Source organism: uncultured Thiohalocapsa sp., from assembly GCF_913062725.1.
Taxonomy (GTDB): Bacteria; Pseudomonadota; Gammaproteobacteria; order Chromatiales; family Chromatiaceae; genus Thiohalocapsa.
This window is the reverse complement of record NZ_CAJXWY010000039.1, coordinates 19,744-40,143: the sequence shown is the minus strand read 5'-3', so window position 1 is coordinate 40,143 and position 20,400 is coordinate 19,744. Positions and strand designations below refer to the sequence as shown.

Here is a 20,400-nt window from a genome sequence, read left to right as displayed (position 1 = left end):
GCCGCAGCGTCTTAATCCCCTTCAGATCGGGTCTCAGTTCGGACCGAGACCGGCCGCAAGGTCCAGCGCTACAACGCGTCTTAATCCCCTTCAGATCGGGTCTCAGTTCGGACCCACCGCTTGGACAACGGTCGACATCGACCAGGAGTCTTAATCCCCTTCAGATCGGGTCTCAGTTCGGACGCCTCTTTTTTTCACGCCTACTTAGCAAACTGTCTTAATCCCCTTCAGATCGGGTCTCAGTTCGGACCGCCAACGACTACAACCCGAACCGGGTTGCGCGTCTTAATCCCCTTCAGATCGGGTCTCAGTTCGGACGAGAATGCAGATTTCCCCGTCTTCAAGAACGTCTTAATCCCCTTCAGATCGGGTCTCAGCTCGGACCGGAAAATCTGTTAAAACAGAAAATTGGCTGGCGTCTTAATCCCCTTCAGATCGGGTCTCAGTTCGGACGCTGGAAGCCGAGAGGTGCGGCGGCGATCGTTGGGTCTTAATCCCCTTCAGATCGGGTCTCAGTTCGGACGAGGAGAAAATTTTCGAGGCGTCCACAAGCGAAAAGTCTTAATCCCCTTCAGATCGGGTCTCAGTTCGGACTGAAAAAATGGCGGGCCACATCGCTAATTTTGTCTTAATCCCCTTCAGATCGGGTCTCAGTTCGGACAAAGCGTTGGAAACAATGGCACCTGCCATTGCGTCTTAATCCCCTTCAGATCGGGTCTCAGTTCGGACCTGCGCCCCGCTAACCAGTTCACCATGCCGGACGTCTTAATCCCCTTCAGATCGGGCCTCAGTTCGGACTTCATGGAAGCCTTCGAGGATCACGTCGGCAAGTCTTAACCTAATACAAGCAGGGGTCTTAATCCCCTTCAGATCGGGTCTCAGTTCGGACGCACTAACGTACATAAGCATGTAGCAGCGCAACGTCTTAATCCCCTTCAGATCGGGTCTCAGTTCGGACCTGGCGAAGCGTTTAGACGCGTTTGCGCGTGCGTCTTAATCCCCTTCAGATCGGGTCTCAGTTCGGACACAAAACCGTATAACGGTTCTGTCCGATCAAGTCTTAATCCCCTTCAGATCGGGTCTCAGTTCGGACCCGCCCGCTCGCTGCAAGTCGTGATGATCGCCGCCGTCTTAATCCCCTTCAGATCGGGTCTCAGTTCGGACTGCACAACGGACACGTAATGGTGTCCTTTTATACGGTCTTAATCCCCTTCAGATCGGGTCTCAGTTCGGACCGTTCGACGCCACAGGCCCTTTATTTTCAGCAACTTGCAGAGGGGGTTGAAGAAAAATCCGGGAACCGAAAAGTTCACGCGCAGTGTCCTTTGGCGCGACGCCGTCAGGGCAGATGGTAGAGAAGTCAGATTCCCGCCGTCAAGCGCGGGCGTCTGGGTATGAGTGGGCGGTCGCGGCGCTGTTCTTAGGGCGCGGTTCAGGCTGTGGGATGCGGGAATCATCGGAGATGCGCTGGTTCAGGCGCGGCGAGCTTGCCGCCGGCGATGGGGCTCAGGTCCGCCACATGGGCTGTTGCGACAGTTGCGGGCCCAGGCGTTTGAGCCCAACGCGATCGGCCTGGGCGATGAGCACGGGGATCAATGCCTTCTGCAGCCAGTCGCTGAAGGCCACCCAATCCGCCTGCGCGATAGGCCGGTCGCCGTGGGCGAGGATGGAGTAATTGCGCTTTTGCAGGTGATCGAGCATGGCGCTGTGCTGGGCCGCCATGAAGGCTTGCACGTCGCCGCCCAGGTGGTGGGCGGCCAGCGTCCACGCATGGTGCAGGCCGGCCTGGCGCTTGCCGTCGGTGCCCTCGCTGATGCGCAGGCCGGCGGGGATTTGCTCGGCACGCAGGTCGCTGGTGTCGATGCCCTTGGTGGACAGTAGCCACTGGGCGGTCCATTCCAGCAGGCGATAGCCGCGCGCGACGGCATCATCGAAGCGGCCCTGGGCGGCGCGCCGCTGGGCGTTCAGCCACAGGTCCCAAAGCCGCGCCGGGGTGCGCTGCGGGCTGTCGGGCTCGGCGGTGAGGTGCTTGAGTGCGGTGTAGAGCGGACCGACGACGGCGCCGGCCTCCTTGCCCAGGCGCGGGCGGTAGCGCTCCAGCTGTGCGCTGGCCGCCGCGTGGTCGAAGCGGTCCCAGGCATCGAAGGCTTGGCTCAGGTCGTGGGCAATCTGCAGCTCGGCGCGCAGGTCCGGATCGCGCGGGCGCGGCAGTTGGCTCAGGCCGGCGGCGGCTGCGCCGTAGGCGAAGTGCTGCCAGCCGGCCATCAGCGGTTGCATGGCGCGGCGCAGCCGAATCCCCTCGGCGCTGACGGCCAGCCCCGCCTGGCTGCCGTCGTGCACCCGGACGAGGTCGGCGCGGGCGCCGGTGGTGAGCTGCAGCTGGACGTCGTCGATTTCCAGCGCCGCCATCACCAGCGCCGCGGTCATGGTCTTGGTGCCGCCGGTGTAGTCGGCCACAAACAGGGCGTCGGTAAAGCGCTGGCGCAGCTTCGCGAGTGCCGCCGTCATCACGCCAACGGCCTGGTCGAGGTCGTCGGTGGGCACCTCGGCCACGTCGAAGTGCTCGGCGCTCAGGCCGGCTTGGGTGGGAATGTTGGGCAGGCGCTCCACGATCTGGCCGCCGCGGCGCACCTCAACGGGCTGGCCGTTACCGGTGATGGTGTCGATGGAGCCGCCGGTGCCGGTTGCGCGGTCCCGCCCGCTGGCAAAGAACAGCACGAATGCGGGCGCAAGCTCCTGAATGGCGGTGAGGATGGGCTGATGCGAGCCGCCGACGGTGCACAGCAGGATGGTGTTGCTCATTGTTTCGTTCCTGAGCTGTCTCGCTCGGGTCCGTGGATCACCAAGTTGATCAGTTCGCGGCGCCTGGTCTCCTGCTTCCTTCGCTTCTCCGCCTTGAGACCCGGCGCCGACCAGCCGAAGCGGTTCAGCGCCTGCTCGATTGCCTCGGCGGCACGTTGCCGTTCGCTCTGCTCGGGCCAGGCTTGCGCCTGATCCGCCAGCATATTGACGTGTCGCGCCAACTCTGGGTATTGCGCCTTGGTCAGGGACTCAACGGCGCCGAACGCGGCTATCGCTTGCGCAAACTGCTGCAACGCCTTGTCGCTCTCCGGCAGGGCGTCGAAGGCCGCCTGCGCATCCGCCGCCCGGACGGCCGCATCTTCCTGGCGCTGGCGCTCGGCTGCTGCTTGCTTACGCTGCTCGGCGGCTGCGCGCTGCGCCGCCAGGCGCGCCTGTTCGGCACTGTGATCCCGGCGCATGGCGCCGTAGCCGACGGCGGTCTTGGCACCGAAGCCGAGCCAGTCGAAGGCATGCTCCAGTGCCGCGCTCAGCAGTGCTTGCCAGGCGCTGTCTGCAGCGAGCTCGGGCGCCACGCGCTGCAGGAACGGGCCATCGCATTGCACATGGAAATGGAACGCCGAGCCCGGCGGCACCGTCAGGAAGTTGATGGGGTTCGGCTGACCGGACTCGTGCGGTGTTCCATCATGCTGCAAGTAGTGTGACTGGTGCGCGGTCATCACTTCCACCGCCAGGCTGGCGCCCTTTACCTGCGGGATGACGTCCCAGAACTGCAGCGCCCCGCGCACGTGCTCGGTGTCGCCATCGTCGCTCTGCTTGCCGAACAGCACATCTAGCATACTCAGGGGGATGCGCGCGTTCCCGCTCGGTAGCATGAAGCGCTCGGCCTGGTCCCAGCCGGCCGCGTCGCCCCAGTCGCCGCTGGCCAGCTCGCGCGCCGCCTGGCGCAGCACCCCTTTCACGCCGCTGCTGGGCAGATAAGGCAGGCCATAGGGACTGAGGAAGGCGAAGCCGTTCTCGAGCGGATGCTCGTTGCCAAGGCCGGTGGTGAAGGGGGCGATGGCCTCGGCGTCCACGCGCAACAATTGGCCGCTGGGCTGCAAGGCTTCGGCTAGCGCTGTCTGGCGATCCAGCAACGCGCGCATGAGCGCCCGATCTTGCGGGCTCAGGCGGCAGGCTTCGCGCAGCGCGTTCGACTTGTTTTCGTCTTTGAACTGGCGAACATGCTTGTTTGGGCCAGCTGCCCGGTAATTCAGGTCGTGCGTGGTCCAGAGCCTTTCGCCGCTGTGCTGATCGGTACCCCAGAGCTTGAGATACATCCCGAATCGCATCCCCGGCGATGCGCTGGAGAAATCCGTACCGAGATACGCCGGTAGGGCTGCAATCGCCATGCTAGCGTCCTCCCGCGCGTGCCGCCGGTGCCATCTGGCGCAGCCAACGCAGCCAGTCGAAGGCCTCGGCGGTAATCGCCTGGTAGGTACGCGGGTCTTCGAGCTGCATCAGTGCCTCCATGAAGGGCGCAAACTCGGCGCTGGGAATGGTCTTCGGGAATCGCGCTTGCAGCCAGGTGCGCAGATGTTCCGACAGATCGCGACAGTGGCGTTGCGACTCCTTGCTGCCTTTTTCCTCGAGAAACGCCAGCACCTGCATCAGCCCGCTGTTCATGATCAACGCCGGCACGCCCTTGGCGAGCTTCACATACTCTTCACTGCAGCGCTGCGTCTTCTTCCAGGCATCGTCGGCCCGTAACTGTTCCAGGGTTTGCATGCTGTCAGCCCTCCAGGATGCGCACGGCGACGATGCCGCGACCGGTGGTGGCGTCACCGCCGATCTGCAGCGGGCGGTTGTCCAACAGGTTTTTCAGCCGTAGCAGGACACCGGTGGCATCGAGCGCATCCTCGGCCTTGCCGGTGCGCGTCTGGCTCGCCAGCAAGGGTGCGATCAGCAGCGACTCCGGCGGCAGGTTCTCGGTATAGAACAAGCCGCCGTCATCGGCGGTGCCAGTCTCTGCGTTGATGCGCACATGTGGCTCGACCACGGTGGCGTGCTGGGCGAAGTAGGTGAAATCGGTATCGGAGAGCAGGACCAGGTCCTGCTGCAGCTTGGTGCGGAAGAACGCGTGCGCCTTGTCGGCGGGCAGGGCCTTGTCCGCAAGATCGGCTGTGATGGCGGGCAAGTCGTTGGCAGACGCGCGCGCCTCGTACTCGAAGGCCTCCAGATGGAGCTTGTCCTGTGAGAGCAATTGCGGGTTGGCGATGAGGCAGTGCCCGTCGGCAACCGCGGGGACGCGCCAGTCGGTGCTCACCCCCAGCAATGCGAGCATACGCTGGGCGCGCCCGAGTGCCTGCGGACAGGTGGCGTAGGCGTAGCCGTTCTTGAGGCTGCGCACCGGAAAGGCCACCAGTTGCGCATCGCCAAAGCTCACCGCGCCGGCGTGCAGATTGCTGCTGCCCGACGGCGGTCCGAACAGCCGATCGATGTCGCCGGGGTCGCCGCCGATGACTTGGTAGGCGTGGCGCACGGCGCCCTTGATGCCGGAGCCGGCGAAACAGGGGTGGCCGGTATGGGTCTCGCGTTGGATGGGGTTGTCGATCACGCCCACCGTGTTGCCGGCACCCATGTGGACGGGGCTGATGGCGTAGAGGAAGACAGCGGCTTGTTTCTCGAACATGGATTGGTCCTTTTTTTAAAGCGCATCAAAAGACAAGGATCTGGAGGTGTTCTTCCGCCGCGTGCCGCGAGCGATCGTCGTTGGTCCAGAAGGCAGCGCAGTCGCCGTGGATCACCGCCGCCAGGTGCGGGACAGCAGGCACCTCGAGCCCTCAAGACCAAACGGCGAACACGAAGCGGTTAAAACCCTCGGCACGCCGCTGGGCAGTGTCGCAGGGCTCGGGCCAGAGGCCATCGACGGCAAGCTTGCGGAGTGCGTCCGGTGTCGCCTGCAACTCGTCGAGCCAGTAGACGCTGCCGCTGGGCGCCGCGCGCTGCGCCGGCTTGGGCCGCCAGTTGGCCAGGTCCCAACCGGAGACCACCTGCGCACGGGGGACGGCGGCGCTCACCAGACGGCCACGGACACCCGCGAGCGCAAAGCGGCCCTCGGCATCGATGCCCGGCGGGCGCCAACCCTCGGGGAAGATGCCGGGGCTGGTGAGCACCATGCGGCAGCGGCCTGCCGCTGCAATCGCCGCCAGGTCGACCGCCGGCGGCGCGAAATCAGCGCTGCGCAGGGCGGCCGCACGGCCATCGCCACCGAGTTGCACGGTGCCGCGGGCGGGCAGCTCGGCGCCGTCGATGGCCGCCAGAAAACCGATGCCAGGCCGGAAATGCACGGCCTGGGTGGTGAACAGCTTGCCGTCGTCGGCGCGACGCTGCTCAGGGTCCAGGCCCACCCCAATCCGCGGCTCGATCTTCCACAGGGCGCTGGTTGGCACCAGTTCGCTGGTCTCCGGCAGCTGGCCGCGGAGGTAGGCGGCAAATGCCCGCTGCGTCAGCCAATGGCCGCCGGCCGGCTTGCGCCGCGCGGCCTCGCTCAAGATCGGCAGCCTTGCCAAGGCGCTGGAGGCGTCCAGTGCGGCCGGCAGGGGTTGCGGTGTCAACGGCGACAGCCGCAGTGCATCGTTGGTGTCGCGGGTGAGCACTAGATCGGCCGGCGGCTCCATCAACAGCTCGATGGCGCCTGTCTCGGTTTGGCGGGCGACATGAAAGGCGGTGACGCGAAACGCCCCGGGCTCGGCCGGGGTACCGAGACTCGGATGGCGCACAGCGCCTCTGGCGAACGCCTGCGGGTCGACGCCGTCGCTGGCCAGCAGCCACGAGCGCAGCGCGCCGGCGGCCGCCGAGGGCCAGGGCGGCACCAGACTTTCGCCGAAGCTGCCGGAGTCGCCGAACAGCTTGTTGCCGCGCAGAAACAGCACGTCCAAGGGTTGCAGAAAACGATAAGCGGTCATGGGCGACCTCCGGTAGCCGTCGTGCCCGAGGCAATATCCGCGGCAAAACGCGATGAGATGCGGCAATCACGCACCAGGAACTCGGCCACCGCCAGGCAGTTCTCGAGCCAGCGCAGCGGGGTTTGCTGCGCCTCGCGCGGCTGCTCGACTGCGAGCTGCGCCAGGCGTCGCGCCAGCCCCGGTACGTCATGGTGATCGATGATCTGCTTGCGCTCCGCCTGGCGTGCCAGCTGATACGCGAGCAGTTCACTGAGCATGTCGGTATCGCCGTCCGGCTCGGGCAGATCCTTGAGCCATGCCAGGCTGTTGTAGACGGCGCGGCGCGACACCCCAGGCTCGGCCAGAAAGCGCTGCAGCGCGCTCAGCACCGCCAGCGGCTCGCCCCACTTGGCGACGAAGCGGCGAATACCGCCGGAACGCTTGATGAGCGTGAGGCCGAAGGCGTCGCGGCCACCGATGTTCTTGGCCGCGGATTCGGCCTCCCGCAAGGCCCGCAGAACGGCGCCCAGCGGTGCCTGGTGATGGGCGATGACCGCACCGCAGCTGGCGGTGGCCTGCTCACCCATCATCCGCAACAGGCGGCCGTCGAGCCAGGCGAATCCCTTGTTGAGCCGCAGGTTGCTGTGTGCCGCCTCGCCGGCACCCGAGTCCTGTCCGGAGTAGGCATCGCGCAGTCGCTGCATGGCCGCCAGCAGGTCACTGACGGGCAACATGGCAAGGACGTCGTCGCCGCCGGCGTAGATCACCCGCCCGAGGTGCTCGCGCTCGATGACATGGCGCACCACACTGAGCGCAAAGTCATTCAACGCCCCGGAGATGGCCAGGTGACGATTGGGCGACAGGGCACGCGGCTGGTCTGCGTAGCGCGCCAGTAGTGGCTCGGTCTGCGCCTTTTGTGCCAAGGCCTTGCGCACCTGCGGGTGGAAGCTTGCGCGATAGCTGATGGCGGCCTGATCGCCGCTGAGCCAGGCACCCATGCGGTCGCCATCCATGAGCAGCAGCGCATAGTAGCCTTCGAGCGCGCCCGCGCCCTCGGTGGTCGCCAGGTTGCGCTGCACGAGGCGCTCGAGCGCCTGCGCCGCGTCGGCGTCATCGAGCTCGCGTGCCGCTTCGAGCAGACCCGCCAGTTGCTTGGCGGCGCGGAGTGCCTCCTGCCCCTGGGCTGCGTGACGACGCATCAGCCCCTGCGGCAGGGCGACGCGCGCCGGGCGGTGGCGCGCGACGGCTTGGCGACAAGCCTCGTCCAGGCTGCCGCCGTGCTCGAGCCAACGGTCGAGCTGATGGGCCAGTGCCATGCTGTGCGTGGAGACCACGAAGCGCTGTAGATCGGTGTCCAGCGCCTGGTCCAGCTCTTCCGCAAACAGGGTTGGCCAGAGACGCTTGATCGCCGGCAGCGCGCCCAAGTGCTCGCCGGCCTTGGCCCAGGCGGGACGCGCGCGTGCCACCTGCGCCCAGAGGGTGTCGTCGCGCTGGCGATAGGAGGTCTCCAGGTGCTCGGGGCTGGTGGTCAGCCATTCCGTTTCGCCGGTCAGGGAACAGCGCCAACCGTGCTGCGCCGTCTGCGCAAAGGGCCGGAGCGTCTTTGCAGCCGCCAGCACGCGCTCGGCGAGGTCGTAGACCGCCGGATAGAGCACGCCCGGGTTCGGTGCGAAGAAGGTGGTGCCATCGCGCCAGCGGGTTTCCTGTTGCAGGACCTGCCAGGCGGGCGTTGCAAGGAAGCCGGCGGGCTGGCCGGCGGCGGCGCCGAGGAAAGGCGCCATGGCCGCCGAGAGCTCGGTGGTATCCAGCGCCCGTTGGCCATCGCGGGTGGTTTCGCGCACCAGTGCGAAGGGCACCGCGGCCCAGTGCACCTCGGGAAAGCCCTGGAGCTGCTCGGCCATTTGCCGATGGCAGTGGTGATCGGGGCTGGGGGTGATGCCAGCGGCAGCCAGCAGGCGCTCGAGTACCCGGTCGCCCAGGGTCTGTAGCCAGGCGCGCACGCGCTGCTCGACCTGCTCGGCCAGGGCCCTGGCGCGGGCCCGTGGCACCAGGGCGACGAAGCGATTCGGCAATGCGGCGGCAAACAGCGGGTTGCTGTCGGTGTTGCGATTCGCCCATTCGCAGCCCGCGAACCACTTGGCCGGCAGCCCGCAGGCATCCCGCAGCCAAAGGTCCACCTGCGGCACACCGCGCAGACGCGGAAACAGGATGGCATCAGGACCAAGCTGCTCACAGACCACCCGCATGGCCTCCCAAGCCAGCCGTGCCAGCAGGTGGGAACCGGCCCAGAGATCGGAGGTGGAGCGGGCGGCGGCGATGAACGGCTGTACCGGTCCGAGGGAGAGGGCGAGCAGGGCAACCTCATGCTCGGGATCGGCCACGAACGCGCCGGCGAAGGCCGAGGTGAGGTCGAGGTGATCCCAGATGCTGTGGTCGGGCACCCGCGTGTCGGCGGGCAGTAGGCGCCAGAGTTCGCCGAGCTTGCCGAAGTCCTCGTCTTCGGTCAGCTCGGGCCCAAAGCGCCAGTAGGCGAGCAGGGTGCGCCACCAGTCCGTCTTGGCGTCGGCGCCGGCGCCATCGCGCAGCGTGAGGCGCTCGAAGTGCGCCAGACTGCGCGCCTTGATGTCGTGGAAGTCGGTATCGCCCAGTCCGCCATGCTGCCCGAGATCGAGCTCGGCGCCGGTCAGCGGATGGATCAGCACCGGCTGCTGGGTCCAGCGCACCTGCGCCCAATCGGCGATCTTGAGCGTCTTCTGCTGGCCGCTGCGGGTGGTAACGGTGATCTCCTGCATCGGCCATTGTGGCCGGTCCGCCGCCGCCGACCAATGATCCGCACGGCGCAGTTGTTGGTACAGGGCGGCGGGCACACCGTGGCGAAACAGCTTGCGATGCAGGGTGTCGTCATCGGCCTGCACGCTGCCGTCGGCGCTGAGCGTGTCGAGGCCGAGCAGGCGTTGCAATGCCCGCGATGTGCCGCCTTCATGACCGGCGGGATCACGGAGCAGCACCAGGGCCTTCTCGGCCGGGTCGTGCAGGCGGGCGTGGAGCTTGGCTTGCCAGAGCTGGATATCATGCGCGTCCATGGATGGGTCCTCAGTGCGGGGCGCGGGTCAGGGCTTGCGCCTGATCCAAGTAGGCGTGGACCTGGGCCCACACGGCCTCGATGGCACGGCGGTCGGGCCGAAAGGGTTGCGCAGGTGGCAGGCAGGGCAGATGCACGATCAGGCCACGAAAGCCGTCGCCGTTGGGCTCGGCGCGCACCTTGAAGCGCAGGCTGTTCGGCAGGCGGGCATTGCCCCAGGATTTGACCGAGTGTCTGGTGACCGGATAGCTCAGCCAGTGCCGCTTTTCGGGCAGATGCGCCCCATTGCCGGTCTTGAATGGGAACTGGGTGCGCAGCCCAATCTTCAGCGCGGCGAGCTGCTGCATCACGCCCCGCCAGTCGTTGAACGATTGCGTGGTTTGCCAGATCAGCGGGCCTTCGTCATCGCTACCGATGGCGTGCGGCCAGTCCTGACCCAGACACGCCCGCCAAGGGCGCAGCAGCGATGTAGCAAGACGCGGCTTCGCCAAAGGCGCTGTCTCATCCGGCAGCGAGAGCTGAAACGATCCCCAGCCATTGCGGCTGCGACCGCCGATGGTGCCGTAACGGTCGATCAGATAGAAGGCCGTTTGCAGCGACGGTACGGCGTCATCCGGGCATGCGATGGAGAGGGTTGCAGACTCACCCGCCTGAAGCGCGGCGTTCTTCTTCAGGGCGGGCTGCTTCGCCCCCTTTGGCAGCAGTACAGGACCGAACCCTAAATACAGCCCGCTGTCGACCGGAAAATTGACTTCGGGATGCTGCACCCTGGCTAAGGGCGGCCAGGTCTCTTGTTGGCCCATGTTCCAGTGTTGCAGCCGGAGTCGCACCCCGCTCTTACGTGAGCCGTTGCGCTGGTCGGAGGCGACCCCGAAGAGTGCGCCTTCCTCCTCTCGCAGTTGGTCGACCGGCGGACTGCCGCCGCGCTCCGACGCATGGACGATCCGCCACCACTGCCGCAGCAGTGCCTTGAAGGGCGGTGTACGCCATTGGCCATTCTGCTCGGCATTGCCGAGAAAGGCGGGTGAGCTGAAGGTGATCCGATATTCGAAGCGCGTCATAGCAATGCGTCCTGGAGGTCTGGAATCTCTCCGTTGTGTGGATTATCGGGACTGCGGGCGGCCATCATGATGGTGGGAGGTCTCCTCGGACGGGCTCGCAACCTTGCCGCGAGCGGGTCTGCGCTCCCGGCCACGCCGATCACCCCCGCCACTCCCGCACCAGTTCCCGCAGCCGCTGCAATTCCGCCGGCGGCACCAGCCGGATGCGGGCGCGGCGGGCACGGGCGATGAGGGTGTCAGTGGGCTCGCGCGCCGAGAGCAGCCAGGTGCGGCCGAACAGCCCGCGGGCGTCTTCGCCCAGGCTGTCGAGCTTGTAGGCGATGTCGTTGTCGTTCTGGTCGTGCAGACGCAGGGTCTTGCATTCGATGAACAGCAGTTGGTTGAGATGGCAGGCGAGCACGTCGAACTCGTTGGCCATGGCTTGCTCGTTGTCCCAGACACCAGTCACGCCGAGGCGGGTATCGTGCACGCCGACATCACGCACGACGTGGTAGGCATAGGCCTCCAGCCAGCCGCCGCGGGCGAATTGGGCTGCTTCGACGTCGCGAAAGCGCAGGTATTCGGAGCCTGGGGTCCAGTCCGCCACGCCGGCCTGGGTCAGCACCGCCATGGCCTCGGCCCAGCGGCCGCGGGGCGCGTACGAGAAGGACTGCACAGGCGCGGCGAGACGCTCGGCCTGGCGGTCCGGCAGGCGTTCCAGTGCTTTGTTGGCGAGCCCATTGAGAGCGCCGACGAACTGCTGCAGCTGCGGATCACCGATGTGCTTGCCGAGAAATTTGCACGCCGCCTTGCGTGCCTCGGCGCTTGCCTGCCAGTCGGCGGCGTCGGAGGCGGCGCCGCGGAACTGAAAGCCCTGGGCGCGCAGGTAGCCCGGCACGTCGAGCACGTCGGTCATGGCCGTGGGCGCGGGTGCCCGGGCGTCATGCGCCGCCGGCAGGTACTCGATGCGCCGATGCGCGGTATCGGTGTAGAGGATGCGGCTGGCGATGCCGCGGAAGGCCTCGACGAAGGCGATGGACATGAGCTTGGTGCCGCCGGTGGCGTTGAGCACGATCTCGGCGTCGGCGCCGGCGTTGATGACCTGCTCGGCCACCTGATGGGCGAACGCCTGGGTGCGGGCGAAATCGGCGTCCGGGCAGTCACTGCAGGTGGTCAGCTCGGCGTCGAGCTGACGCAGTTGGCGGCGCAGGCGCTGATCGGCGCGGCGGCGGGCCATCTCGGTGGTGACCACCAGAAAGATGCGCTGCGGGCGCTCCATCAGCGCCGGAATCAGATTTTGCAGTGTTTGGTCGGAGACCAGGAGGACGTGGGTTTTCATGGATACTTGCTCACAGCGGGAATCGCGCGCACAACAGTGGGCCGGTCGCCGGGGTGGCGTCGGCGTCTGCCGCCGCGCCTGGCCTGTTGCCGTCGGCCGCGTCCCTGCTGTCCTGTCCCTGGCCGCCACTTCGGCGGCCCTCACCGACGACGGCCGCCAGCTTGGCCCGGCCCGCCGCCGGCCGCACCGTTGGCAAGCTTGCCGGGCGCCGCATCCGCTCAGGCCCGGGCTGCGCCGGCGTCGGCGAGCCGATAGCGCCCGAGCCCAAAGCTGGTGGCCTTGCCCACGTGCAGCCATTGGCCCAGCACCAGCAACGGCCAGAGGGCGGTCAGGCCGGGGCCCGCGAGGTCCAGGGTGCCGATGACACCGCCCAACTGCATGTGCGTGCGCTGGCGGGAGGAATAGCGCGTCCACTCCACCCATTGCAGGTCTGTGGCGGCGAGCGTGACCTGATCGATGGCGGCATGTGCGGCGGCGCGATCGAAGACGCCGGCATCGCTGCCGTACAGCTCGGCGAGCACGGCCACGCGGGTGGCCAGGGTGCCGAGCAGGGCCCGGGCATCCAGGTCGCGGGCGCCGAGGAAGCGGCCCTGGCGTTTGAGGCGCAGCGGGGTGTGCAGCCGCAGGCGCAGGGCCGCAGGCGCGGGCCCGGGCGGCGTGGGGCGGGTGTCCGCCTGCCGCAGGGTGGCGTCGTCGGCGCTGTAGATGGGCTGCCAGTGATCGCCGCCGAGTGCCGTTTCTTGCATCACCGCCCGCAGCCGGAAGCGCCCATCCTCGCGCCCCAGCCCGCGGTTGCCCGCCTGCTGCATGGCGTGGATCAGGTAGGGCGTGAGGGCGCCCGCCGGGCCGATGAGGGTCATGCCCAGGGCGAGGGACTCGCCGGGTGCAACGGTGCGGCGGCCGGGCGCCTCCGGCTCGAGCACGAACGGGTGCGGCAGGGCGTTGTAGCGCGCCGCGGTATCAGGCGAGGCCGGCGGGGATTCGAAGAAGGTGGAGTAGGCGCATTGGGTGCGCAGCAGGCAGCCCGCGCAGGTGGGCTGGCGGGTGACGCAGACGCTGCGGCGCAGGCTGCGGCCGATGACGCCGCGCCAGGCGGAGCCGGTGTAAGCCGGCAGATGCATCGGCTCGCGTGCTTCGCACAAAAAGCGCAGCCGCGTGAGCGGCAAGGTCGGCGGGCGGATGGCCACGATGGAAGACATCGGCTACGGGGACTCTCGGGCTGTGGAATGGCGAGGTTGCCTGGTGATACACGAGCACAACACGAACACGCACAGCCCGCAAGCTTGCGGCACAATTCTGCTGTGACATGGTGCGGGTGATGACGGCGCAACTGCGCGCGACGGTGATGCGCCGTCCCGACGGGGTCCCGGGGAATCCATGCGGCACGGTGGGCGCTTAAGCGGTAGGGTGACGCTGTGGTGAGCGCCGGTCGCAGAGGCCCATGCGGCCTGCCGCGGCACCGCGGACGCGGGAGCGCCAAATCCCCCTGTCAATACACGTCCAGGCCGCCGCGGTGCCGGCCGCCGATGATGAGGATAAGGCCGTGGCGGATCACTCGGGACTCATCGCAACGCTCATATTCCTGTCGCATTTTTTGCTCCAGCTGGCCGTGCTGGCGCGGGTGCTGCTGCGCCCGCACCGCGAGCCCGCCTCGCGCATCGCCTGGGTGGTGGTGGTCATCGCCCTGCCGGTGGCGGGCATCATCGCCTACCTGCTGTTTGGCGAGGTCAATATCGGCCAGCATCGGGCCGAGCGCCTGCGCCATGCCCAGGCCCAGCTGCCCACACTGCAGCTGGACCCGGCGCACGCGCCCGCGGGCATGCGCCCGGTGATCCCCGAGCGGCACCAGCACCTGTTCCGCATCGGCGAGTCCATCAGCGGCTTCACCCCCATCGGCGGCAATCGTGCGGCGCTGATGGCGGACTCCAACGCGGCCATCGATGCCCTGGTGGCAGACATCGACGGCGCCCGGGATCATGTGCACGTGCTGTTCTACATCTGGCTGCCGGACCACAATGGCCGGCGGGTGGCGGAGGCGCTGATACGCGCCGCCGGGCGCGGCGTTACCTGCCGGGCGATGGCGGACGACCTGGGCTCTAGAGCCATGCTGCGCTCCGCGCACTGGCGACGCATGGCGGCGGCCGGCGTGCATCTGGCATCCGCCCTGCCCATCGGTAATCTGCTGGTGCGTGCCCTCACCGGCCGCATCGACCTGCGCAATCACCGCAAGATCGTTGTCATCGACGACTGGATCACCTATTGCGGCAGCCAGAACTGCGCCGATCCGGAGTTTCGCATCAAAGCCAAATACGCGCCCTGGGTGGATGCCATGATGCGCTTCGAGGGGCCCGTCGCACGGCAGAACCAGCATCTCTTCGCCGGTGACTGGCTGCCGCATGCGGACGACGGTATCGACGCCCTGCTGCGCCGGCCGCTGCCGCCGCCGGACCCCACGGCGATGCCGGGGGTGCCGGCGCAGGTGGTGGGCACCGGGCCCACGGTGCGCTGGTCCGCCATGCCGCAGCTGTTCGAGGAGCTCATCTACAGCGCCCGCCGCGAGTTGGTGATCACCACCCCCTACTATGTGCCGGATGAGTCCATGCAGGCGGCGCTGTGCGCCAGCGCCCATCGCGGCGTCGACACCCGCATCATCTTTCCCGCGCGCAACGACAGCTGGGTGGTGGCCGCCGCCAGCCGCAGCTATTACGCCGAGCTGCTGGAGGCCGGTGTGCAGATCTTCGAGTATCCCGACGGCCTGCTGCACACCAAGTCCCTCACCCTCGACGGCGAGGTGACGCTGATCGGCTCCGCCAACATGGATCGGCGCAGCTTCGAGCTGAATTACGAGAACAACATCCTGTTGTACTGTCCGCAGGTCACCGCCGCCGTGCGTCGGCGCCAGGACAGCTACATCGCCGCCTCGCGGCTCATCGCCGCCACGGAGGTGGCCGGCTGGAGCCGGCGCCGGCGGATTTTGAACAACATCGTCGCCATGCTGGGGCCGGTGTTGTGAACACCGGCCGGCATGGGCAGGCGGCGATGCGGCGGCTGCTCAGGCCCGGGGCGGCTCGGGCGCATCCGGCAACGTCCCATCCTGCTGCGCTGAGCCCGGGCACGGGCACGCGGGCCGCCACGCCGCCGGGGGCGGGCTAATCCGCGGCATCCTCGCGCGCCGCCGCCGCGTTGACGATGGCCGTGTCGTCGCGGAAGCGGTAGGCCTCGCGAATCAGCGCCAGCCCCGCGCGGTCCTCGCCCCAGCGCCGGCGCATGGTCCGCGATACATCGCTGCCGTCGCGCCAAAGGCGCCAGAGCATGGCGGCGTTCTCCCAGTAGGCGCCGGCGATGTAGCGCCCGTCCGGGCTGAACACCGCCGCGGCCACGCCGCCGAGACTGGCGCGCAGGGGCAGGAAGTCCTGCTGCACCGGCGCCTCGGCGCCGTCTCTGAGGCCGGCCCGCGGTGCCCGCCAGAGGCGAATGCTGCCGTCGCGGGACGCCGTCAGCAGCCAGCGCCCGTCCGGGCTGAATGCGGTGCGGTAGATGCGGTCCTGATGGCCGGCGAGCACCGACAGCGCGCGCCCGTCGATGCTCCAGACCCGGGCGGTCTTGTCCAGCGATGCTGTGACCACCTGGGCACTGTCCGGGGCGATGGCGACGCTGTAGACGCGCTCGGTATGGCCGTCCAGGTAGCCGCGCAGACTGCACGCGCCGGCCTCGGGGTCCAGGTCGAGCAGCGCCACCCGGGTGTCGGCGCCGGCGACGGCCGCAAGCCGGCCGGCGGCGCCGACGGCGATGTCGCCGATGGCGCCGACGCCGGCGGCCAGCGTGCAGCCCGTGTGCCAGGCGCCGGCGGCATCGCGCCGGAACAGCCGGACGCTGCCGGCATCATCGCCGGTGGCCACCAGCGTATCGGCGCCGAGCCCGCGCACCGCCGCCGCCGCCACCGCCGCCTCGCCGTGGGGCAGCGCCGGCGCGGTTGCCAACGGCTTGCAGGCGGGCAGCGCGAACAGCCGCACCGGCGCCGCCGGGTCGTTCGAGGTGGTCAGCAGCCAGCGTGACTGTGGGCCGAACAGTGCGTTGTAGACCGCACCGTCAGGCGCTTCGGCGGCGCTGAGGGTGCAGGACTGTTCGGTCACCAGATCTTCCACCCGCGCGGTGCCGTCGTAGGCGGCCGACGCCAGCAGCCGCCCGGAGGCATCGAAGCGCACCTGGCGCACGCGTGCGCGATGGGCCGCGAGCGCTCGCAGCGCGGTGGGCGCCGGGCGCTCGGCGGTGCGCTCGTAGCGCCAGACGCGCACGCCGCCGTCGTAGCCGGCGGTGGCCAGCAGCAACGCCTTGCCATTGGGTGCCAGTGCCTCCGGGGCATCGGCCATATCCAGATCCCAAACGTGGTCCGGGTGGCGCAGCTCGAAGCCGAGGCGGGTCACCGGGTCCACGCTCCACAACCGCACCGTGCCGTCGCGCACGGAGAAGGTGGCGAGCCGACCGCCATCGGCCAGGAAATAGCCGGCGGAGACGGCACCGTCGTGGCCCAGGACTGCCACGGGCTTGCCGGTCTCCAGGCTCCACAGTCGGGCGGTGTGGTCGAGGGAGGTGGTGAGCACCAGATGCTGGCCGGCGAGGGAGGCCACCGGTGCCGCGGCGATGGCCACGTTGCTGACGCTGAGGTCGTGGCTGCCGAGCACCACCGCCCGGGCCGGGCCGGTGCCGCTGGTGCCGCTGGTGCCGATGAACCAGCGCACCACCTGTCCCTCATCGTCCACCGCCACCAGGAAGTCGCCGTCCGGTGCAAACGCCACGTCCCGCACCGAGGTGCGGTGCACCTTCACCTCGGCGCCGCCGATGACACTGTTCGCCAGCTCGCCCGCGGGCGTGCCGTCGGCCCGATACAGGCGCACGCGCTCGTCGGCGGCGGCGATGGCGATGCGCGCGCCGTCGGCGTCGAACACGGCGATGTTGAAGGGCCGCCCCAGGGGCCCGTCCGCCGGCAACGACAGCAGCCGGCGTCCCGCATCCATGTCGAACATGTGGGTGCGCCCGGCGGCGGAGGCGGTGAGCAGGCGCTCGCCGCGGGGGCCGAAGGTGAGCCCGCGCAGCTCGCCTTCGGCGAGGGTGCGCTGCAGCAGCACCTGGCCGGGCAGGCTCAGATCCAGCACGCAGATGCCCTCGTGGCCCCGATCGTCGGGCACGGCCAGGGCGAGCAGGCGCCGGTCCGGGCTCTGGGCGAAGGCGCTGCCGGGCTGGGTGCCGCAGGGATAGAGCGGTTGCGCATCCGACCCGGCCGGCAGCCGCCAAACGCCGTCGGTGCCGATGCCGATGACCTGCTCGTCAGCGCCGATCACCAGGGTGTGCACGCCCAAGTCCTCAGCACCGAGATCGCGGTCGGCGACGAACCGCCCCTGGCCCAGCCGCCAGAGCACCGGCCCCTGGTCCGGCGTCATGCTCGCCAGCCAGGTGCCGTCGGCGTTGAAGCCCGGGATACGCACGCTCTCCGGCGCCGGTCCCGCCGACGGCGCCATGGCCAGCAGACGATTGACATTGAAGGCCAGGCTCAGCTTGCGCACCGACTGCTCCGGCAGATCCACGCTGGCATCGATGGCGTTGATGACCGCCCGGGGCGTGTTGCCGCGGGCGATGTGCAGCTCCGCCTCTTTCAGCAGGCTCTTGTGCAGGTTGGTGCGGGCGGTGCGCGAGGCCTGCCAGGCGAGGCCGGCGGCGAGCACGGCCCCCAGCAACAGCACCACCAGCACCAGTCCCGTGATGCGCACCAGCCGGTTGCGTCGGCGCATGAACGTCAGGTTGGCGGCGGAGGCGGCCAGGAAGTCATGCTCCGCCGGCTCCAGCTCGTCGTCATAGGCGTCGGCGAAGGCACGGGCCGCGGCGTAGCCGCTTTCGCGGTAGAGATACTCGCGGTTGCAATCGGTGCGCTTGTAGAGTCGCGCCTGTCGGCTCAGCTGCGCGCGCAGCGCCAGATCGCGGCGGTTGGCGGGCTGCGCCAGCCAGTCGCGCACCGGCGCCCAGTCCGTCAGCAGCGCCGGATGCGCGAAGGTCGCCACCGCACGCAGGGCCCGCCACTGCGCGCCCCATGGCGCACCCGGCGCCGTGGCATCGGTGGTGGCCGCTGCGGCCTGCCCGGGGGCCGCCGCTGTCTCGACGGTGTCATCCGCCGCGGCGCCATCCGGCGCCGCCGTCTGCCGCGGCGCGCTCGCGCTGCTGGCGGTCGCCGTCGGCGTGCTACCGCGGCGACGCCGCCGCCAGCGCTGGCCCCACTCGCTCCAGCCCTGACGCCAGACCCCACGCAGCAGGGTCCACAGGCGCAGGTCCGGCGCTGTGCAGCGGGTCAGCAGCACCGGGTCTTCGATGCCCTCGGCGATCAGCAGCCGCGCGTCCACCAGGGCATCCACCAGGCGGCGGCAGTCCGGCGCCGCGCGCAGCAGCTCCAGGTCGCCGCGGCGCGGCTCGGCGCGGCCGCCGCCGGCGCCATCGACGCTCATCAGTGCCCGGCACAGGCGCGGCAGTGCGGCCCGGGCTGGCGCATCCAGGGCCGCCCAAACGGCGTCGGCGCGGGCGAGCACGATGCCGCGTACTCCGCCTGCGGCTTGTATCTGCGCCGCCGTCAGACGCAGCTCGCCGGTGCCGGCGGCGACGGCCTCGGCACGCTGATAGGCCGCCGCCATCAGCGCCTGCACCGGCGGCGCCCAGGCGCGCAGACCGGCGGCCTCCGCCTCCACATGCTCCACCACCCCGCGGCCCTCGCCGACGCCGTCCAGCTCGACACCGGCCACCCGCGCCGGGATCTCGATCACCTGGCGGATGCGCGCCGCCGGCGGCGGCTCCAGGGCCAGCCATTGCTCGCCCGGCGTGCGCTCCGGGTCCAACAATCGCCCCGCCGCCGGCACCAAGCGCGGCAGGGCATCGCTGCGCAGTGCGACGATGGCCCAGATGGCGGGGTGCACGGCGAGCCCGCGCACCGCCGTCAGCAGGGTGTCCAGCGCCGCCGCATCGTCGTGCAGCACCGGGTCCAGCGGGTCCAGGATCACCGCCAGGCGCGCCTGCGCCTCGGCATCGCCGCCCCGGGCGAGCTGCCCGAGGGCACTGGCCAGCTGCCGTGCCGCCACCTCCGGCGCCGTCGCCAGCAGGCGCGCCATGGCCTCGGCGCCGAGCCCGAAGCCCGCCAGCGGCGCCCCGAGCACGTCGGCGGCGCAGAGCCGCGCCGCCAGCGCCGCCAGCGGCGTCGCGCCGTCGCCCATCGGGTCCACCAGGGCGCAGCGCACGGTGGCGATGTGCTCGAACAAGAACGGCCGGGTGAGCCGCGGCACCAGCCCGGCGCGCAGCAGCGAGGTCTTGCCGCTGCCGCTCGGCCCGCTCAGCAGAAGCACGCCGGCGCGGCCCGGGGCGCGCTGCTCCAGGCGTCTCAGCAGTTCGCGGATCTCCTGCTCGCGGCCGGTGAAGACGCGCTCGTCGCCGATCTCGAAGGGCCTGTCGGCGCGGTAGGGGCTGCCCTGCCAGTGGCCGTGACCGGTGGCGGCGCGGCGCTCGGCGCTGATGCGCCGGTTCAGCAGCTTGCGCAGCTGGGTCTCCACCAGCTCGCGGAAGGCCGCATCGCCGTCGAAAACCCGGAATGCGCGCCGGAAGCTTTTGTCTTCGTTGAAGAAGTGGGTCTGGAAGAAGGCATCCAGCCGGCGCCGGTCCTCGACCGCCTCGCGGGCGGTGGCGGCATCGGTGATGTCCACCAGCCGCGGCGCCGTCTTTTTGTAGACCAGAACCTCCGGACTGCCGCTGCGCGCGGACGCCTCGACGGCGTTGATGAACTCCCACTCGGTGCCGGTCATGCCCTGGTAGGGCTCCTGCGGCAACGGCGAGCCGAGCCGCGTCCACAGGATCACCAGCACGATGTCACAGTCCTCGGGCTGGGTGAGCCCGGCCTGGAAGGTGCGGTCGGCGGTCAGCGCCTCTTCCTCCCAAAGCACGGCCTGGAGCCGAAAATAGGGGAGATATTCGCGCCCCAGCCGCTCGACGATGTCCTTGACCGCCGCGCGCTCGTGCTCCACGTCCGCCGGCGAGGAGACGAAGATGCGGATGCGCTCATCGCGCGCTCGTTGATTCATGGGTGGCTCGTGGGGGGCCTGGCGCAGGCGGAGCTCGGACATGGACCCATCATACCCATGCCATGGCCGCACGCGCCGCCGGTGGCTCCTGCTCGACAGCGAGCGCGGC

The 20,400-nt window shown here is 69.1% G+C and carries 11 protein-coding genes and 1 CRISPR repeat array; of the genes, 1 reads left to right on the top strand and 10 read right to left on the bottom strand.

Annotated features, from left to right (window positions below; all coding sequences use genetic code 11):
- Window positions 1-8: 8 nt before the first annotated feature.
- A CRISPR array of direct repeats spans window positions 9-1,235; the repeat unit is 36 nt; unit sequence GTCTTAATCCCCTTCAGATCGGGTCTCAGTTCGGAC.
- A 271-nt stretch (window positions 1,236-1,506) separates the two neighbouring features.
- The 9 genes from QZ588_RS11855 to cas6 all read right to left on the bottom strand — a co-directional run bounded on the left by QZ588_RS11855 (window position 1,507) and on the right by cas6 (window position 13,385).
- On the bottom strand, window positions 1,507-2,802 hold the full coding sequence (locus tag QZ588_RS11855; protein ID WP_295542981.1) for a TIGR02710 family CRISPR-associated CARF protein: 1,296 nt from the start codon (window positions 2,800-2,802) through the stop codon (window positions 1,507-1,509).
- Window positions 2,799-4,190: a type III-B CRISPR module RAMP protein Cmr6 gene (gene cmr6 / locus QZ588_RS11850; protein ID WP_295542979.1), complete on the bottom strand. Its 1,392-nt coding sequence runs from the start codon at window positions 4,188-4,190 to the stop codon at window positions 2,799-2,801. The genes QZ588_RS11855 and cmr6 overlap by 4 nt, the downstream gene beginning before the upstream one ends.
- Before the next feature lies 1 nt (window position 4,191).
- Window positions 4,192-4,566 carry a type III-B CRISPR module-associated protein Cmr5 gene (gene cmr5 / locus QZ588_RS11845; protein WP_295542977.1) on the bottom strand — a complete coding sequence of 125 codons (375 nt, stop codon included), beginning with the start codon at window positions 4,564-4,566 and terminating at the stop codon, window positions 4,192-4,194.
- Between the two features lie 4 nt (window positions 4,567-4,570).
- Window positions 4,571-5,470, bottom strand: coding sequence for a type III-B CRISPR module RAMP protein Cmr4 (gene cmr4 / locus QZ588_RS11840; RefSeq protein ID WP_295542975.1), 900 nt, complete (start codon window positions 5,468-5,470; stop codon window positions 4,571-4,573).
- A 151-nt stretch (window positions 5,471-5,621) separates the two neighbouring features.
- Window positions 5,622-6,746, bottom strand: coding sequence for a type III-B CRISPR module-associated protein Cmr3 (locus QZ588_RS11835; RefSeq protein WP_295542974.1), 1,125 nt, complete (start codon window positions 6,744-6,746; stop codon window positions 5,622-5,624).
- Window positions 6,743-9,808, bottom strand: a complete 3,066-nt coding sequence (gene cas10, locus QZ588_RS11830) for a type III-B CRISPR-associated protein Cas10/Cmr2 (RefSeq protein ID WP_295542972.1) — start codon at window positions 9,806-9,808, stop codon at window positions 6,743-6,745. The genes QZ588_RS11835 and cas10 overlap by 4 nt, the downstream gene beginning before the upstream one ends.
- A 10-nt stretch (window positions 9,809-9,818) precedes the next feature.
- Entirely contained in the window at window positions 9,819-10,868 is a 1,050-nt protein-coding gene (locus tag QZ588_RS11825) for a hypothetical protein (protein ID WP_295542970.1), read from the bottom strand.
- A 139-nt stretch (window positions 10,869-11,007) separates the two neighbouring features.
- On the bottom strand, window positions 11,008-12,186 hold the full coding sequence (locus QZ588_RS11820) for a DUF1887 family CARF protein (protein WP_295542968.1): 1,179 nt from the start codon (window positions 12,184-12,186) through the stop codon (window positions 11,008-11,010).
- Between the two features lie 218 nt (window positions 12,187-12,404).
- Window positions 12,405-13,385 (bottom strand): CRISPR system precrRNA processing endoribonuclease RAMP protein Cas6, encoded by a 981-nt coding sequence (gene cas6, locus QZ588_RS11815; protein WP_295542965.1) that lies wholly within the window; start codon window positions 13,383-13,385, stop codon window positions 12,405-12,407.
- A 242-nt stretch (window positions 13,386-13,627) separates the two neighbouring features.
- Between cas6 and cls the strand changes: the two genes are divergently transcribed.
- Window positions 13,628-15,199: a cardiolipin synthase gene (gene cls / locus QZ588_RS11810; protein ID WP_295542963.1), complete on the top strand. Its 1,572-nt coding sequence runs from the start codon at window positions 13,628-13,630 to the stop codon at window positions 15,197-15,199.
- Window positions 15,200-15,335: 136 nt separating this feature from the next.
- Here cls and QZ588_RS11805 read toward each other — a convergent pair whose 3' ends face one another.
- Entirely contained in the window at window positions 15,336-20,333 is a 4,998-nt protein-coding gene (locus QZ588_RS11805) for an AAA family ATPase (protein ID WP_295542961.1), read from the bottom strand.
- Window positions 20,334-20,400: the final 67 nt, after the last annotated feature.

Coding starts and splice junctions, on each gene's coding strand:
- cmr5 (WP_295542977.1), bottom strand. CDS start 4,566: ATGCAAACCCTGGAACAGTTACGGGCCGACGATGCCTGGAAGAAGACG.
- QZ588_RS11855 (WP_295542981.1), bottom strand. CDS start 2,802: ATGAGCAACACCATCCTGCTGTGCACCGTCGGCGGCTCGCATCAGCCC.
- cas6 (WP_295542965.1), bottom strand. CDS start 13,385: ATGTCTTCCATCGTGGCCATCCGCCCGCCGACCTTGCCGCTCACGCGG.
- QZ588_RS11805 (WP_295542961.1), bottom strand. CDS start 20,333: ATGTCCGAGCTCCGCCTGCGCCAGGCCCCCCACGAGCCACCCATGAAT.
- QZ588_RS11825 (WP_295542970.1), bottom strand. CDS start 10,868: ATGACGCGCTTCGAATATCGGATCACCTTCAGCTCACCCGCCTTTCTC.
- QZ588_RS11820 (WP_295542968.1), bottom strand. CDS start 12,186: ATGAAAACCCACGTCCTCCTGGTCTCCGACCAAACACTGCAAAATCTG.
- cmr6 (WP_295542979.1), bottom strand. CDS start 4,190: ATGGCGATTGCAGCCCTACCGGCGTATCTCGGTACGGATTTCTCCAGC.
- cmr4 (WP_295542975.1), bottom strand. CDS start 5,470: ATGTTCGAGAAACAAGCCGCTGTCTTCCTCTACGCCATCAGCCCCGTC.
- cas10 (WP_295542972.1), bottom strand. CDS start 9,808: ATGGACGCGCATGATATCCAGCTCTGGCAAGCCAAGCTCCACGCCCGC.
- cls (WP_295542963.1), top strand. CDS start 13,628: ATGCGGCCTGCCGCGGCACCGCGGACGCGGGAGCGCCAAATCCCCCTG.
- QZ588_RS11835 (WP_295542974.1), bottom strand. CDS start 6,746: ATGACCGCTTATCGTTTTCTGCAACCCTTGGACGTGCTGTTTCTGCGC.